The sequence below is a fragment of the Paenibacillus terrisolis genome, from assembly GCF_056171975.1.
This window is the reverse complement of sequence record NZ_JBKFGG010000034.1, coordinates 24,153-38,971: the sequence shown is the minus strand read 5'-3', so window position 1 is coordinate 38,971 and position 14,819 is coordinate 24,153. Positions and strand designations below refer to the sequence as shown.

12 protein-coding genes and 1 riboswitch are annotated in these 14,819 nt (G+C 56.2%); all 12 genes read left to right on the top strand.

Annotated features, from left to right (window positions below; all coding sequences use genetic code 11):
• The first annotated feature begins 9 nt into the window (after nucleotides 1-9).
• Entirely contained in the window at nucleotides 10-783 is a 774-nt protein-coding gene (locus ACI48K_RS21620) for a ThuA domain-containing protein (RefSeq protein ID WP_475029712.1), read from the top strand.
• 348 nt (nucleotides 784-1,131) lie between these two features.
• A riboswitch (purine riboswitch) is annotated at nucleotides 1,132-1,233 on the top strand.
• Between the two features lie 233 nt (nucleotides 1,234-1,466).
• The gene (gene purE / locus ACI48K_RS21615) at nucleotides 1,467-1,964 is read left to right on the top strand and encodes a 5-(carboxyamino)imidazole ribonucleotide mutase (RefSeq protein ID WP_475029711.1); all 498 of its coding nucleotides are present in this window, start codon (nucleotides 1,467-1,469) and stop codon (nucleotides 1,962-1,964) included.
• On the top strand, nucleotides 1,961-3,214 hold the full coding sequence (purK, locus tag ACI48K_RS21610) for a 5-(carboxyamino)imidazole ribonucleotide synthase (RefSeq protein ID WP_475029710.1): 1,254 nt from the start codon (nucleotides 1,961-1,963) through the stop codon (nucleotides 3,212-3,214). The genes purE and purK overlap by 4 nt, the downstream gene beginning before the upstream one ends.
• Complete coding sequence (gene purB / locus ACI48K_RS21605) at nucleotides 3,211-4,509, top strand: adenylosuccinate lyase (RefSeq protein WP_475029709.1); 1,299 nt, start codon at nucleotides 3,211-3,213, stop codon at nucleotides 4,507-4,509. Before purK ends, purB begins: the two co-directional genes overlap by 4 nt.
• Before the next feature lie 365 nt (nucleotides 4,510-4,874).
• Nucleotides 4,875-5,774, top strand: coding sequence for a phosphoribosylaminoimidazolesuccinocarboxamide synthase (locus tag ACI48K_RS21600; RefSeq protein WP_475029708.1), 900 nt, complete (start codon nucleotides 4,875-4,877; stop codon nucleotides 5,772-5,774).
• 806 nt (nucleotides 5,775-6,580) lie between these two features.
• Nucleotides 6,581-6,826, top strand: coding sequence for a phosphoribosylformylglycinamidine synthase subunit PurS (gene purS / locus ACI48K_RS21595; protein ID WP_475029707.1), 246 nt, complete (start codon nucleotides 6,581-6,583; stop codon nucleotides 6,824-6,826).
• A gap of 3 nt (nucleotides 6,827-6,829) precedes the next feature.
• Nucleotides 6,830-7,519 carry a phosphoribosylformylglycinamidine synthase subunit PurQ gene (gene purQ / locus ACI48K_RS21590; protein ID WP_475029706.1) on the top strand — a complete coding sequence of 230 codons (690 nt, stop codon included), beginning with the start codon at nucleotides 6,830-6,832 and terminating at the stop codon, nucleotides 7,517-7,519.
• Complete coding sequence (purL, locus tag ACI48K_RS21585; protein WP_475029705.1) at nucleotides 7,497-9,740, top strand: phosphoribosylformylglycinamidine synthase subunit PurL; 2,244 nt, start codon at nucleotides 7,497-7,499, stop codon at nucleotides 9,738-9,740. The genes purQ and purL overlap by 23 nt, the downstream gene beginning before the upstream one ends.
• The gene (gene purF, locus ACI48K_RS21580; RefSeq protein ID WP_475029704.1) at nucleotides 9,725-11,203 is read left to right on the top strand and encodes an amidophosphoribosyltransferase; all 1,479 of its coding nucleotides are present in this window, start codon (nucleotides 9,725-9,727) and stop codon (nucleotides 11,201-11,203) included. The genes purL and purF overlap by 16 nt, the downstream gene beginning before the upstream one ends.
• 117 nt (nucleotides 11,204-11,320) lie before the next feature.
• The gene (gene purM / locus ACI48K_RS21575) at nucleotides 11,321-12,364 is read left to right on the top strand and encodes a phosphoribosylformylglycinamidine cyclo-ligase (protein ID WP_475029703.1); all 1,044 of its coding nucleotides are present in this window, start codon (nucleotides 11,321-11,323) and stop codon (nucleotides 12,362-12,364) included.
• Nucleotides 12,364-12,984, top strand: coding sequence for a phosphoribosylglycinamide formyltransferase (gene purN, locus ACI48K_RS21570; RefSeq protein ID WP_475029702.1), 621 nt, complete (start codon nucleotides 12,364-12,366; stop codon nucleotides 12,982-12,984). The genes purM and purN overlap by 1 nt, the downstream gene beginning before the upstream one ends.
• Nucleotides 12,985-13,074: 90 nt before the next feature.
• The gene (purH, locus tag ACI48K_RS21565) at nucleotides 13,075-14,622 is read left to right on the top strand and encodes a bifunctional phosphoribosylaminoimidazolecarboxamide formyltransferase/IMP cyclohydrolase (RefSeq protein ID WP_475029701.1); all 1,548 of its coding nucleotides are present in this window, start codon (nucleotides 13,075-13,077) and stop codon (nucleotides 14,620-14,622) included.
• The last annotated feature ends 197 nt before the right edge of the window (nucleotides 14,623-14,819 follow it).

Sequence of the window (14,819 nt, the reverse complement as noted above, 5' to 3'; positions counted from 1 at the left end):
TTTTGAGATATGGCGGATTTTCCGAAGATTCGAGTAACGGTGTTTTGCGAGCATAATCAGGACCGCTATGAGCCGGTAAGCAAGGTGTATCCCGAGGGAATTCATGCGGCGCTTGCCGGAGCATTTGCGAATGATCCCGAATTTAGCGTTACGATTGCGATCCAGGATATGGCCCAGCACGGACTAACGGAGGAAGTGCTGAATCACACGGACGTGCTCCTCTGGTGGAGCCATTTGGACAATCCCGAACTGGACGACACGGTTGCCGATGCGGTGTGCAGACGGGTCGTGCGAGACGGAATGGGGTTTATCGCCCTGCACTCGGCCAGCTTCTCCAAGCCCTGGCAGCGGCTTCTGGGCATTGAATACGAAGCCGGAGAATGGGGCAGATTCCGCACGATGCCTAAAGGCGAGAAGTCGCGGCATTGGGTTATCGCTTCCGGTCACCCCATCTGCGAGGGGATCGGCGATTTCATCGAGATTCCGCATGATGAGATGTACGGCGAGCCGATGCTGATTCCCGACCCCAATAAGCTGCTGTTCATCGCCTGGTGGGAAGGCGGGGACGTGTGCCGCAGTGGCTGTCTGTATGAACGCGGCCGTGGCAAGCTGTTCGGTTTCACGCCCGGGCACGAGGAGTTCCCGATTTATTATCAGAAGGACATTCGCCAGGTACTGCGCAATGCCGTACGTTACCTCGCTCCGGCGGGGGGCGCGAAGGTAAGGAACGGAGAGGGGCATCTGTCCGGCGAACCGAGAGAGGACTTGTCTCACCGGATGTAGGGCGAAAACTTCATAGCCGAAAAGCGGCAGCCTGACCGAGATCATCGGTCGGGTTTTTTGAATTTGCTCGAGCATAAAGCGAAAGTTCCTTCGAACGGTGGTTTTGCGACAGAAAAATGGGCAGTCCTGGCCGGTGAAAAACGGACAAATGTGCAGCGAGAAAAGTTTTTACGGATACCGTTTTGATGTTGGTGGAGCAGATGGAGCAGCGATGCCGTTTTATATCCCGGAAACAATCATGTGAGTTCGTCAAAAAACGAACATTCTATTTTTACATAGTTTTAATGTTCGGATTTGAGTTGACATGGCGTGTTCGGGATTGTTAAACTAGTAGATGTAAGGCGGCATGGCCGCCCAATATAATATCCTCGTATAAAGCCGGGAATAAGGCCCGGAAGTTTCTACCCGAAAACCGTAAATTTTCGGACTACGAGCGAATACGTGAGGAAGGTAAGGCGTAATTGCCGGTTGACCTTCTTTTGTTGCGGCCTGAACCGGCATGGGTTCGGGCTTGGCGCCGCCGATGCCGAAAACGGTCGTTGATGGGGGGCGGCAGACTTGGCGTATTCCTTTGTGGTCCGGAAATTCTGAAAATACTTGTTATTTTTAGAGTGCGCTCCGGACCTTTTTTGCATGGGGCCGAAGCGACCGAAAAATCAGCGTTTACAGAAAGTGGGTTGAACATGTCAGCACAGGTTGCAGTGATCATGGGCAGCAAATCGGATTGGGAGACGATGTCTCACGCCTGCTCCGTTTTGGAAGAATTGCGGATTCCTTACGAGAAAAAAGTCGTCTCCGCGCACCGCACGCCGGATTTGATGTTTGAGTTCGCGGAGCAAGCCGCCGGACGCGGGATCAAGGTCATCATCGCCGGAGCCGGAGGCGCGGCTCACCTGCCGGGCATGGTCGCGGCCAAAACGGTGCTGCCGGTGATCGGCGTACCGGTTAAATCGGCCGCGCTGAACGGGCTCGACTCGCTGCTGTCGATCGTGCAGATGCCGGGCGGCATCCCCGTGGCGACAGTGGCGATTGGCAAGGCCGGCGCAACGAATGCCGGGCTGCTCGCGGGGCAGATGCTGGGCGTGTTCGACCCTGACGTGCAGCGGCGCGTGCAGGAACGGCGCGACCGGATGAAGGGCGAAGTGCTGGAAAGCGGCGCAGGCCTGGGGGCGCTGGAATGAGTGGCGGCGGCAAGACGCGGGAGACGCGGACGAACGATGCGAACGGCTGGCCGGTGCTTGGTCCGGGTTCCACGATCGGGCTGCTGGGCGGCGGGCAGCTCGGGCGGATGATGGCGCTCGCCGGCACCAATCTGGGCTACCGCTTCGTGACTTTGGATCCGACGCCGGATTCGCCTTGCGGCCAGGTGGCCGGCCAGATCGTGGCCCGTTACGACGATCGGGCGGCGGCACGCGAGCTCGCTGAACGTTCGGACGTAATCACGTATGAATTCGAAAACGTCGACGCCGGTGTAGCCGCGCTGCTCGAAGAGCTGAGCTACGTGCCGCAGGGCAGCCGGCTGCTCTACACGACGCAGCATCGGCTGCGCGAGAAGCGGGCGGTGGAAGCGGCGGGAGCCAAGGTGGCCCCGTACGCCGAAGTCGGCAGCGAAACGGAGCTGCGGGCAGCCGTGGCGCGGCTGGGCCTTCCCAGCGTGCTGAAGACGGCAACCGGCGGCTATGACGGCAAAGGACAGTGGGTGATCCGCAGCGAAGCGGAAATCGCCGAGGCCTACACCGAGCTGAGCAAGGCGGGAACGGAACTGGTGCTGGAGCAATTCGTTCCGTTCGTGAAGGAATTGTCCGTCATTGCGGCGCGGAGCCCACGCGGGGAGATTAAGACTTTCCCGGCGGCGGAGAATATTCATGTAGACAACATCCTGCATATCTCAATCGTGCCCGCCCGAGTGGAAGAGCGCGTGCAGCGTAAGGCGGAGCGCCTGGCGGCGCAAATCGCCGAATCCATGGAAGCAGTCGGGCTGCTGGCCGTGGAGATGTTCCTGACCGGCGACGGCGAGATTTACGTGAACGAACTGGCGCCGCGGCCGCATAATTCGGGACACTACACGATGGAGGCCTGCACGACCTCGCAATTCGAGCAGCATGTCCGGGCGGTCTGCAATTTGCCGCTTGGGGAGACGAAGCTTTTGACGCCCGTGGTTATGGTTAATGTTTTGGGCGAGCATCTGGAATCCGTGGTCGAAGCCGTAATGGGCAACTCCTGGATTGACCGGGAGGGCACGGGGTTGCCGGAAGAAGACGCAAACAGGGATGCCGCTGGTATAAAGGTTGTCCCGAAAGTACACTTATATGGAAAGAACGGGTCCGCTCTCAAGCGCAAAATGGGCCACATCAACCTGCTTTGCGGGGACGTGCGGGACGGACTCGACTGGATACAGCAAACCAACATTTGGAGGAATGGGCAGTTATGATCGAACGTTACAGCAGACCGGAAATGCGGGCCATTTGGACGGAGGACAACAAGTTCAAGGCCTGGCTTGAGGTAGAACTATGCGCCTGCGAAGCCTGGGCCGAGCTTGGCGTAATTCCGAAGGAAGATGTGACGCAGCTGCGCCAAAACGCGTCGTTTGATATCGATCGGATTTACGAAATCGAACAAGAGACCCGCCACGATGTGATCGCGTTCACCCGGGCCGTCTCCGAAAGCCTTGGCGCCGAGCGCAAATGGGTGCATTACGGTTTGACCTCGACGGATGTCGTCGACACCGCGCTGGGATATTTGCTGAAGCAAGCCAATGAAATTTTGGAGCGGGACATCATCCATTTTATCGCGATTCTAAAAGACAAAGCGATCGTCTACAAGGATACGCCGATGATGGGGCGCACGCACGGCGTGCATGCCGAACCGACGACCTTTGGCCTGAAAATGGCGCTTTGGCATGAAGAGATGAAACGGAACCTGGAGCGTTTCCGTCATGCGGCGGGCGAGGTTCAATACGGCAAAATCTCCGGTGCGGTTGGCACTTACGCGAACATCGATCCGTTTGTCGAGCAGTTCGTCTGCGACAAGCTGGGCACATCGGCGGCGCCGATCTCGACCCAGACGCTGCAGCGCGACCGGCATGCCCAGTACATGGCGACGCTGGCGCTGATCGCCACTTCGCTCGACAAGTTCGCCACGGAAATCCGGGCCTTGCAAAAGAGCGAGTTCCGCGAGGTGGAAGAGGCCTTCGCCAAAGGGCAAAAAGGCTCGTCCGCGATGCCGCATAAGCGCAACCCGATCGGCTGCGAGAATATCTCCGGCCTGTCGCGCGTGATCCGCGGCCACATGCTGTCGGCTTACGAGAACGTGACGCTGTGGCATGAGCGCGATATTTCGCATTCATCCGTCGAGCGGATCATCCTGCCGGACGCCACGATGCTGCTGAACTACATGCTGAATCGCTTCGGCAACATCGTGAAGAACCTGACGGTGTTCCCGGAAAACATGAAGCGGAACATGGGCCGCACGTTTGGCGTACCGTTCTCCGGCCGCGTGTTGACGAAACTGATCGACAAAGGCTTCAGCCGCGAGCAAGCGTACGATACGGTGCAGCCGCGGGCGATGCAGGCTTGGGAAACGCAGCGCCAGTTCCGCGACATCATCGAGGAAACGCCGGAAATCACGGCGGTGCTGAGTCAGGAAGAGATCGAAGATGCGTTTAACCCGGCATGGCATCTGAAGCATGTCGACACGATTTTCCGCAAGCTGGGGCTGAGCGAGTAACTAGCCGGACGGGGCGGTTGGGCCGCGGATGCGCGGCCTGCCGTTTTTGGGCGGATTAGTTGGTTTAGTTGGTTTAGCCGGCCTGTGGTATGGGCTGACGGACTGAGCGCGATATAGCGGTAAAAAATACCGCTATTCAGTGAGATTTAGCTTTTTACGGGAAATAGGGGTGTTATTGGACGTTATTTTGCGAAAAAGGCGTGGGTTTACTTGGTTAACCTTATTGTTGAGCGGAATAACGCCATTTTTTGACCTTATTTTTCGGATTACGGCTGAAAGACTGGGAATAGCGATATTTTTTACCGTTATTGTTTTAGCTTCATTTAGAAAGATACAGTTCATTGAGGAGATTGGAGGACAGCGAAATGTCTTTACCGGCAATTTCTACGGCGGCAGACGCGGTGAACGCCCCGCTGCTGTACAAAGGAAAGGTTCGGGAACTGTACGATTTGGGCGAGCATTACCTGATCGTCGTGACCGATCGGATTTCCGCTTTCGATTACGTGCTGGAGCCGGCGGTGCCGGACAAAGGAAACGTGCTGAACCGGCTGAGCGCTTTTTGGTTCGAACAGACGAAAGGTTTACTGGACAATCATGTGGTTCACACCGATGTGGAGCGTTTGGGGGACATTATTCGCGAGGAGCATCGGGAACTGCTCAAAAACCGCGTGATGGTGACCCGTAAAGCCGAGCGCATCGATATCGAGTGCGTCGTCCGAGGGTACGTCACCGGTGGCGGCTGGCGGCAGTATCAGCAAAACGGTGAGATCAACGGCATCCGGCTGCCGGAGGGATTGCGGAAGAACGCCAAGCTGCCGGAGCCGATTTTTACGCCGGCCGCGAAAAACGACGTAGGACATGACGAAGACATTTCGTTCGAGGCCATGGCGGATCTGGTCGGCCTTGAACTTGCCGAGCAACTGCGCAGCCGCAGCCTGGAGATGTACGCTTTTGCCCGCAATTATTGCGAGGAACGCGGTATTATCCTGGCTGACTGCAAGCTGGAATTCGGGCTGGTAGACGGCAAGCTGATTCTGATCGACGAGATTTTCACCCCGGATGCATCGCGTTTTTGGGCCAAGGAAAACTATGCGCTCGATATCGAGATCGACAGCATGGACAAGGAGCCGGTCCGCAGCTATTTGTCCAGCTCCGATTGGGATAAAAACAGTCAGCCGGAGCCGCTTCCTTCGCACGTCGTCGAGGAGACGACCCGGCGCTACCGCGAGATTTACCGGCGCCTGACCGGTCAGGAGCTAAGCTAGGAAGACGTTGTCGCGGCTGCCACGGTAATTTGGTGTTTAGCACCATTCGCCAACTGACACGCATCTCGTATCGAAGTTGGCAACGAACCTGCCATTCGGCTATGCGGCTCCGCAACAAGTGCGGCAACGAACCCGTAATTCGGCAAAGGTGGTTCACACCAGGCGAGGTGCGTTCCACCTACGGCTTGAGGGACACCCCACGAGACTAACGCACCCATTTCGCGGCTAACGGACTCCAGTAGCGTTATTTGCGGCAAAACTTGGGTTTTTGAAATCTAACGGATCCAGGAAACCTTATTTCGGGCAAATCCATACAAATGGCCTCAATTGCAGTCAAATAACGTCTGTAGAGTCCGTTAAAAGTGAAAATCGTCCGAAAGTGAGCGAATAACGTCATTACGATTCGTTACAGTGTGGAAGTTTGGCGGAAGGGCCGGTCAAAGAGTCAAAATGAAGCAAGTACGCAGAAGTAAGTTGGAAAGACGGATGGAGAGTAAGACGGAGTGTTAAACGGGAGACAAACAGAGAACAAACAGAGAACAAACAGAGAAACACATGAAAGAATCCGCAGAGAAACAAACAGAGAGATCATAGGAACGGCAATGAGTCACACAGCGAGAACGGAGAGAAGTCGTGAAACAATCAGATAGGCAAGAGGGAAAATAAACGTAGCGACAAAAATAACAAGATAAAAAAGACAAAGCAAGCAAAATGCAACAAGTAGCAAGCAACCAGCAAGCAACCAGAAAGAAACAGCAACGCGGCCGTGCCGCACAAGTCCAAATCATAGGAGGAACACGAGGAACATGATTAAAGCGAGCGTTTATGTCACCATCAAGCAAAGCGTACTTGACCCGCAGGGGGTTGCCGTACAGGGCGCACTGCATTCTTTGGGCTTTAGGGAAGTGGATAGTGTCCGGATCGGCAAATACATGGAGCTGCAGCTCGACACGAACGACCGGTTTGAGGCGGAAGCGCGCGTGAAAGCGATGTGCGAGAAGCTTTTGGCCAACACGGTTGTCGAAGATTACCGCTTTGAATTGGAGGGCTGATCGATGAAATTCGCAGTGCTCGTATTTCCCGGTTCCAACTGTGATATCGACTGTTATAAAGCGGTGGAAGATACGGTCGGCGAATCCGTCGATTTCGTGTGGCACACGGCCACCGATCTTTCCGCCTACGATTGCATCCTGGTTCCCGGCGGATTCTCTTATGGCGATTACCTTCGCTGTGGAGCGATCTCCCGGTTTGCTCCCGTAATGGCGGAAGTGGCCAAAGCCGCGGAACAAGGCAAGTACGTCCTTGGTATCTGCAACGGGTTCCAGATTCTGACCGAAGCCGGTCTGCTGCCGGGGACGCTGCGCCGCAACATGTCGCTGAAGTTCCGCTGCCACGATACGGCCCTTCGGGTGGAAAATAACGAAAATCCTTTTACTTCGCAATATTTGCCCGGCGAAGAAATTACGATTCCGATCGCTCACGGCGAAGGAAATTATTATTGCGACGAAGCCACGCTCGAGCGGTTGCGTGAAAACCGTCAGATCATTTTCCGCTACGTTAACAATCCGAATGGTTCGGTGGACGATATCGCCGGCATTTCCAATGAACGCGGCAACGTGGTTGGCATGATGCCCCATCCGGAGCGTGCAGTAAGCAGCTTGCTCGGCTCGGAGGACGGCAAAAAAATGTTCACATCGATATTAAACGCCTGGAGGGATCGTCATGAGTCAGCAAGTGTCCGCTAAAGAACCGAACGCGGAGCAGATCGCGGAGCAGCAAATATACAAACAGATGGGCGTTTCGGACAGCGAATACGAACTGATTTGCGGGTTTCTTGGCCGAAAACCGAATTATACCGAAATCGGCGTGTTCAGCGTAATGTGGTCCGAACACTGTGCATATAAAAATTCGAAGCCGCTTTTGCGCCGGTTTCCGACCAGCGGCCCCCGTGTTTTGATGGGACCGGGGGAAGGCGCCGGGATCGTGGATATCGGCGACAATCAGGCGGTCGTGTTTAAAATCGAAAGCCATAACCACCCTTCTGCGCTGGAGCCTTATCAGGGAGCGGCGACGGGCGTCGGCGGGATCATCCGCGATATTTTTTCCATGGGAGCCAGACCAATTGCCTCGCTGAATTCCTTGCGTTTCGGGCGGCTGGAAAGCGAGCGGGTTAAGTACTTGTTCGAGCATGTTGTATCGGGGATCGCCGGTTACGGCAACTGCATCGGGATTCCGACTGTTGGCGGGGAAGTGGTGTTCGACGAGAGCTATGAAGGCAATCCGCTGGTCAATGCAATGTGCGTCGGCTTGATCGATCACGATAAAATCCAGCGCGGCGTCGCCAAAGGCGTGGGCAACCCGGTATTTTACGTAGGTCCTCCAACGGGCCGCGACGGCATTCATGGCGCGACCTTCGCTTCGGAAGAATTGACGGCCGAGTCGGAAGCAAAGCGGACGGCGGTGCAGGTAGGCGATCCGTTTATGGAAAAGCTCGTCATGGAAGCCTGTCTGGAATTGATCGACACGGGCATCGTGCTCGGTATTCAGGATATGGGCGCGGCGGGGCTGACTTGTTCGAGCTCCGAAATGGCCAGCAAAGCCGGGAACGGCCTTGAGCTGTACCTGGATCAAGTGCCTCAGCGGGAACAAGGCATGAGCGCTTATGAAATGATGCTGTCGGAATCGCAGGAACGGATGCTGTTTGTGGTGGAGCCGAAAGACGAAGCTCAGGCCCGGGAAATTTTCGAGCGCTGGGGCGTCATTTGCGCCAAGGTTGGCAAGGTAACCGACGACGGACAACTCAAGCTGTTCCATCACGGCGAGCTTGTGGGCGACATGCCGGTCAAAGCGCTGGTGGACGAATGCCCGATTTACGAAAAGCCTTCCGCGGTGCCTGCTTATTACGAGCAAAACGCGTCTGTCAATACGGAACGTTATGGGGAAGTTACCGATCTTGGCGGAGCTTTGGACAAGGTGTTGTCCTCGCCTTCCGTTGCGAGCAAGGCCTGGGTTTACAACCAATACGATTACATGGTGCGCACCAGCACGGCGGTTCGTCCGGGTTCGGACGCGGCTGTCGTACTGGTGCGCGGCACGCGCAAAGCGCTGGCGATGACCACAGACTGTAATGGCCGGTTCGTCTATCTCGACCCGGAAGTTGGCGGACGCATTGCCGTTAGCGAAGCGGCGCGAAACATCGTCTGCTCCGGCGCGGAGCCGCTTGCCATTACGGATAACCTGAATTTCGGCAGCCCGGAAAAGCCGGATATTTTCTGGCAAATGGAGCGGGCGGTCGACGGTATGGCCGAAGCCTGCCGCGTGCTGGACACGCCGGTCATCGGCGGGAACGTCAGCTTATACAACGAAAACTCCAAGGGTGCGATATACCCGACGCCGGTGGTTGGCATGGTTGGTCTGGTGCATGACACGGATCACATTACGACCCAAGGCTTCAAGGCCGAAGGAGAAGTGATCCTGCTGCTCGGCGACACGCGCGCCGAACTGGGAGGCAGCGAATTCCAAGCCGTCGTGCATGGCGTAACGGAAGGCCGCCCTCCGCAGCTTGATCTTGCGGTGGAGAAAAAGCTGCTGAACGCCGTGCTTGAATCGATTCAAAAAGGGCTTGTATCCTCTGCCCATGATTTGTCCGAAGGCGGTCTGGCCGTGGCGCTGGCGGAGTCTTGCATCAGCGGCGGCCTGGGGGCTCGGGTTGATTTGGCGACCGAACTACGTCCGGACTTCGCGTTGTTCAGCGAATCGCAATCGCGCATTTTGCTGTCGGCTAAGCCGGAGCATGCCGAAGAGCTGGTGCAATTGATCGCTTCGCGCGGCGTGCCGGTAGAGCGGATCGGACGCGTGGAGGGCCGGAACCTGGCCGTTTCCATCGGCGGAGCGGCTGCACTTGAACGCCCGGTAGACGAATTGAAGCGTGTGTGGGAGGAAGTCATTCCATGTCTGATGCAATGATACCGCAAGGGCTATGGACAGGGGATTTTTATAACGAGGATGCGGGCCGCGTCGATCCGTTCGACACGCTCAGGGAAGAATGCGGCGTGTTTGGCGTGTTTGGCCACCCTGAGGCTGCCTCGCTATCTTACTATGGGCTGCACGCGCTGCAGCACCGGGGAGAAGAGAGCGCAGGGATCTGCGTGACGGGGAGCGAGGGCTTCCACTATCACCGTGGCATGGGGCTGGTCAAGGAAGTGTTCGACCGGGACAAATTGGACTCGCTGAAGGGCGACCGCTCGATTGGGCACGTCCGTTACTCCACCAGCGGTGACAGCCGATTGACGAACGCGCAGCCGCTCATTTTCAAATACCGCGACGGGGATTTGGCAGTGGCGACGAACGGCAACATCGTGAACGCGCCCAAGATCCGCCGTGAGCTGGAACAAGCCGGCTCGATTTTTCAAACGACCAGCGATACCGAGGTCATCGCGCATTTGATCGCCCGCTCGCCGAAGGATTTCGTCGAAGCGGCCAAGGATGCGCTGCGGCAGCTCGTGGGCGGCTTTGCGTTCCTGCTGCTGACGAACGACAAGCTGATCGCCGCCAGCGATCCGAACGGCCTTCGTCCGCTCACCATGGGTCAGTTGGGTGGTGCCTATTTGTTCTCGTCCGAGACCTGCGCGTTTGAGGTAGTTGGCGCCACGACGATTCGCGACATTCAACCGGGCGAGATGATCGTGCTGGACAAAAGCGGAGTTCGCGAAGAGCGCTTCACGGAGCCGCAGCGCAAAGCGCTGTGCGCGATGGAGTACATTTACTTCGCCCGCCCGGACAGCGATTTGAACGGCTCGAACCTGCACGCCTCCCGCAAACGGATGGGGCAGGTGATGGCGCAGGAATCGTTCGTGGATGCCGATGTCGTCACCGGAGTTCCCGATTCCAGCATTTCCGCCGCTATCGGCTATGCGGAGCAAACCGGCATTCCTTATGAGCTTGGTCTGATAAAAAATAAATACACCGGCCGGACTTTCATTCAGCCGAGCCAGGAGCTGCGCGAGCAGGGCGTGAAGATGAAGCTCAGTGCCGTCCGCCGGGTGGTTGAAGGCAAACGCGTCGTGATGATCGACGATTCGATCGTCCGCGGAACTACCTCGCGGCGGATCGTTAATCTGTTGCGCGAAGCGGGAGCGACCGAGGTTCATGTGCGGATCACGTCTCCGCCTTTTAAAAACCCCTGCTTCTATGGCATCGATACGCCGGACCGCGGTGAATTGATCGCCTCTTACAAATCCGTAGACGTAATTTGCCGGGAGATCAATGCCGACTCGTTGGAATTTCTCAGCCCGGAAGGCTTAATCCAGGCCGTTGGCGGGGATAACGCGGGCGATTACAAAGGCGGCCTGTGCATGGCTTGCTTCGACAACGATTATCCGACGCAAACCGATTTTGACGGTGAAGAGAAGTTCGGCTGCACTTGTTAAGAAGCGGTTCGGAGAGCATCATATCGTTAACGTGATTAAATGCATGAGTTGAAATAAAGAAGGAGACAAAGATTGAACTTTTTCGACTTCAAATAACCTGAAGGAGTGTGTCCCAGCGTGTCAGAAGCATACAAAAACGCCGGCGTGGATATCGCGGCGGGGAATGAAGCGGTAGAACGGATGAAGAAGCACGTCAAACGGACGTTCCGTCCTGAAGTGATGACCGATCTGGGCGGCTTTGGCGCGTTGTTCGGCCTCAATAAGGATAAATACGAGGAGCCGGTGCTGGTATCGGGAACGGATGGCGTCGGTACGAAGCTGAAAATCGCGTTTGCCATGGATAAGCATGACACGATTGGCATCGACGCGGTGGCGATGTGCGTCAACGACGTGGTCGTTCAAGGCGCGGAGCCGCTCTTTTTCCTCGATTACCTCGCTTGCGACAAGGTGATTCCGGCCAAAATCGAGGCGATCGTCGCCGGAATCGCCGAGGGCTGCAGCCAGTCGGGCTGCGCGCTGATCGGCGGGGAAACCGCGGAGATGCCGGGGATGTACGGCGAAGGGGAATACGATATCGCCGGTTTTACCGTCGGCGTGGTCGACAAGAAAAACATCGTGAACGGCAGCGGCATCACTGCGGGCGACACCGTGATCGGGCTCGCGTCCAGCGGTGTGCACAGCAACGGGTTTTCGCTCGTGCGGAAGCTTTTGCTGGAGCAGTCCGGCTACGGTCTTCATGACAAATTGCCGGAACTTGGCGGAGCCGAACTTGGTGACGTGCTTCTGACGCCAACCAAGCTGTATGTTAAGCCGGTACTCGCTTTACTGAATAAGGTCAAGGTCAAAGGGATGGCTCACATCACGGGCGGCGGGTTCATTGAAAATATCCCGCGCGTGCTTCCTGATGGAGTTAATGTCGAAATCGAATACGGCTCATGGCCGATTTTGCCGATTTTCTCCCTGCTGCAGCAAAAAGGAGACGTCAGCTTCCGCGATATGTTTACAACCTTCAATATGGGGATCGGACTTGTTATCGTCGTTGCGGAGGACCAGACCGAGCTGACGCTTGAGACGCTGCGTGCGGCCGGCGAAAGCCCCTATGTCATTGGACGAGTTACCGAAGGAAACCGGGAAGTGACGTTTACGGGAGTCGGAGCGTAATGGCGGCAGCACCTTACCGGGTGGCGGTGTTCGCCTCCGGACAAGGCAGCAACTTTCAAACACTGGTGGACAGGGCCGTGGAGGGCAAACTTGGCGGTGCCGAAATCGTGCTGCTCGTCTGCGACAAGCCGCAGGCTCCTGTCGTCGAACGGGCGCGGAAAGCCGGCATCGAATGTTTCCTGTTTGAGCCCAAGACATATGCGCGGCGGGAGGATTATGAGGCGGAAATCGCCGCCGAACTGGCCGAACTCCGGATTGACCTGGTTGTTTTGGCCGGTTACATGCGCTTGCTGACACCGGTGCTCGTCGAGCCCTATGCGGGCCGGATGATCAATATCCATCCTTCGCTGCTGCCTGCTTTTCCGGGAAAAAACGCCGTCGGCCAAGCTTTGGAGTATGGCGTGAAAATAACCGGAATCACGGTGCATATGGTCGACGGCGGTATGGATAGCGGCTCGGTCATTGCGCAAAAGTCCGTCGAAATTGCGGCCGATGATCATTTGGAGTCATTGGAGCAGAAAATTCACCAGGCGGAAAAGGAGTTGTATCCGCAGGTTGTGTCTTGGTTTGCCGGAAACCGGATTCGCGTCAACGGACGTAAAGTCGAAATAGACCATTAAGTTAGAGCAACCGATTTGCCATATCAGGCTTTTCGATATTTCCCGAGAAATATCGGGAGCCCATTCGCCAAAATAAAGGAGGAGCCGATCGTGAGTATCAAAAGAGCGCTGGTTAGCGTGTCGGATAAAACAGGCATCGTTGATTTTTGCCGTGAACTGTCGCAGTTAGGGGTTGAAATCATTTCGACAGGAGGGACGAAGAATCTCTTGTCGAAGGAGGGAGTACCGGTTATCGGTATTTCCGAAGTGACCGGGTTTCCCGAAATTCTGGACGGCCGTGTCAAATCGCTGCATCCCGCTGTTCACAGCGGTTTGCTTGCGGTTCGCGACAGCGCCGAGCACCAAGCGCAAATGAAAGAGCTGGGACTGGATTATATCGATCTGGTCGTCGTTAATCTTTATCCTTTTCAAGAGACGATTGCGAAACCGGACGTGACTTATGAAGAAGCTATCGAAAATATCGACATCGGCGGTCCGACCATGCTGCGTTCGGCAGCCAAAAACCATGCTTTTGTCAGCGTTGTAGTTGACGCCGCCGATTACGGTACGGTGCTTGAGGAACTTCGCGCCAATGGGGATACCACGCTGGAAACGCGCAAGCGGCTTGCGGCAAAGGTTTTCCGCCATACGGCGGCTTACGATGCCTTGATTTCCGACTATCTGGCGGGAGTCACCGGAGACCCGCTGCCGGAGCGCTTTACAGTAACTTACGAAAAAATCCAGGACCTTCGCTACGGCGAAAACCCGCATCAAAAAGCGGCGTTCTACCGCAAACCGTTGGCTGCCGCGGATACGCTGACTGGGGCCGAGCAGCTGCACGGCAAAGAGCTGTCCTATAATAACATCAACGATGCGAACGCCGCGCTGCAAATCGTCAAGGAATTCGACGAACCGGCCGTCGTTGCCGTGAAGCATATGAATCCGTGCGGTGTAGGGATCGGCACGAGCATCTTTGAAGCTTTCAGCAAAGCGTATGAAGCAGACCCCGTATCGATTTTCGGCGGTATTGTGGCCGCCAACCGGATGATCGACGCGGATACGGCGCTTCAGCTTAAAGAAATTTTCCTGGAAATTGTGCTGGCTCCCGGTTTTACGCCGGAAGCGCTGGACATTTTGACGCAGAAGAAAAATATTCGTCTCTTGAAGTTGAGCGGATTGGAGCATAACGGAACACGGAAAGGCCAATTTAATGTCACGTCGATTGAAGGCGGGATGGTTGTTCAAGAAAGCGACATTCATTCCTTGAAGGAATCCGATCTCACGGTGGTGACCGACCGCAAGCCAACCGATGAAGAGCTGAAACAGCTATTGTTTGGCTGGAAGGTCGTTAAACATGTGAAGTCCAACGCGATCGTGCTGGTCAAAGACGACATGACGGTGGGTGTCGGTGCGGGCCAAATGAATCGCGTCGGTTCGGCCAAAATCGCGATCGAGCAAGCGGGAGAAAAATCGAAGGGCAGCGTGCTGGCCTCCGATGCGTTTTTCCCGATGGGCGACACGCTGGAAGAAGCGGCCAAGGCCGGAATCACAGCGGTGATTCAACCGGGCGGTTCGATCAAGGACGAGGAATCGATCAAGGTGGCTAACCAATACGGCATCGCCATGGTATTCACGGGCGTGCGCCACTTCAAGCACTAATCAGGTCCGGACGGCAGACCGCTGCGGCGGCCTGCCGTTTTTTGGCTGAGTGTTTGGCGGAACAGCGGAGGACGTGCGGGTGATGCGGATATCCGGAGACTCTCACTATGGTAGGACGTGCGGATGATGCGGACATTCGGAAACTCTCACTATGAGAGGACATACGGGCGATGCAGGTTCTGCAACTCCCATTATGC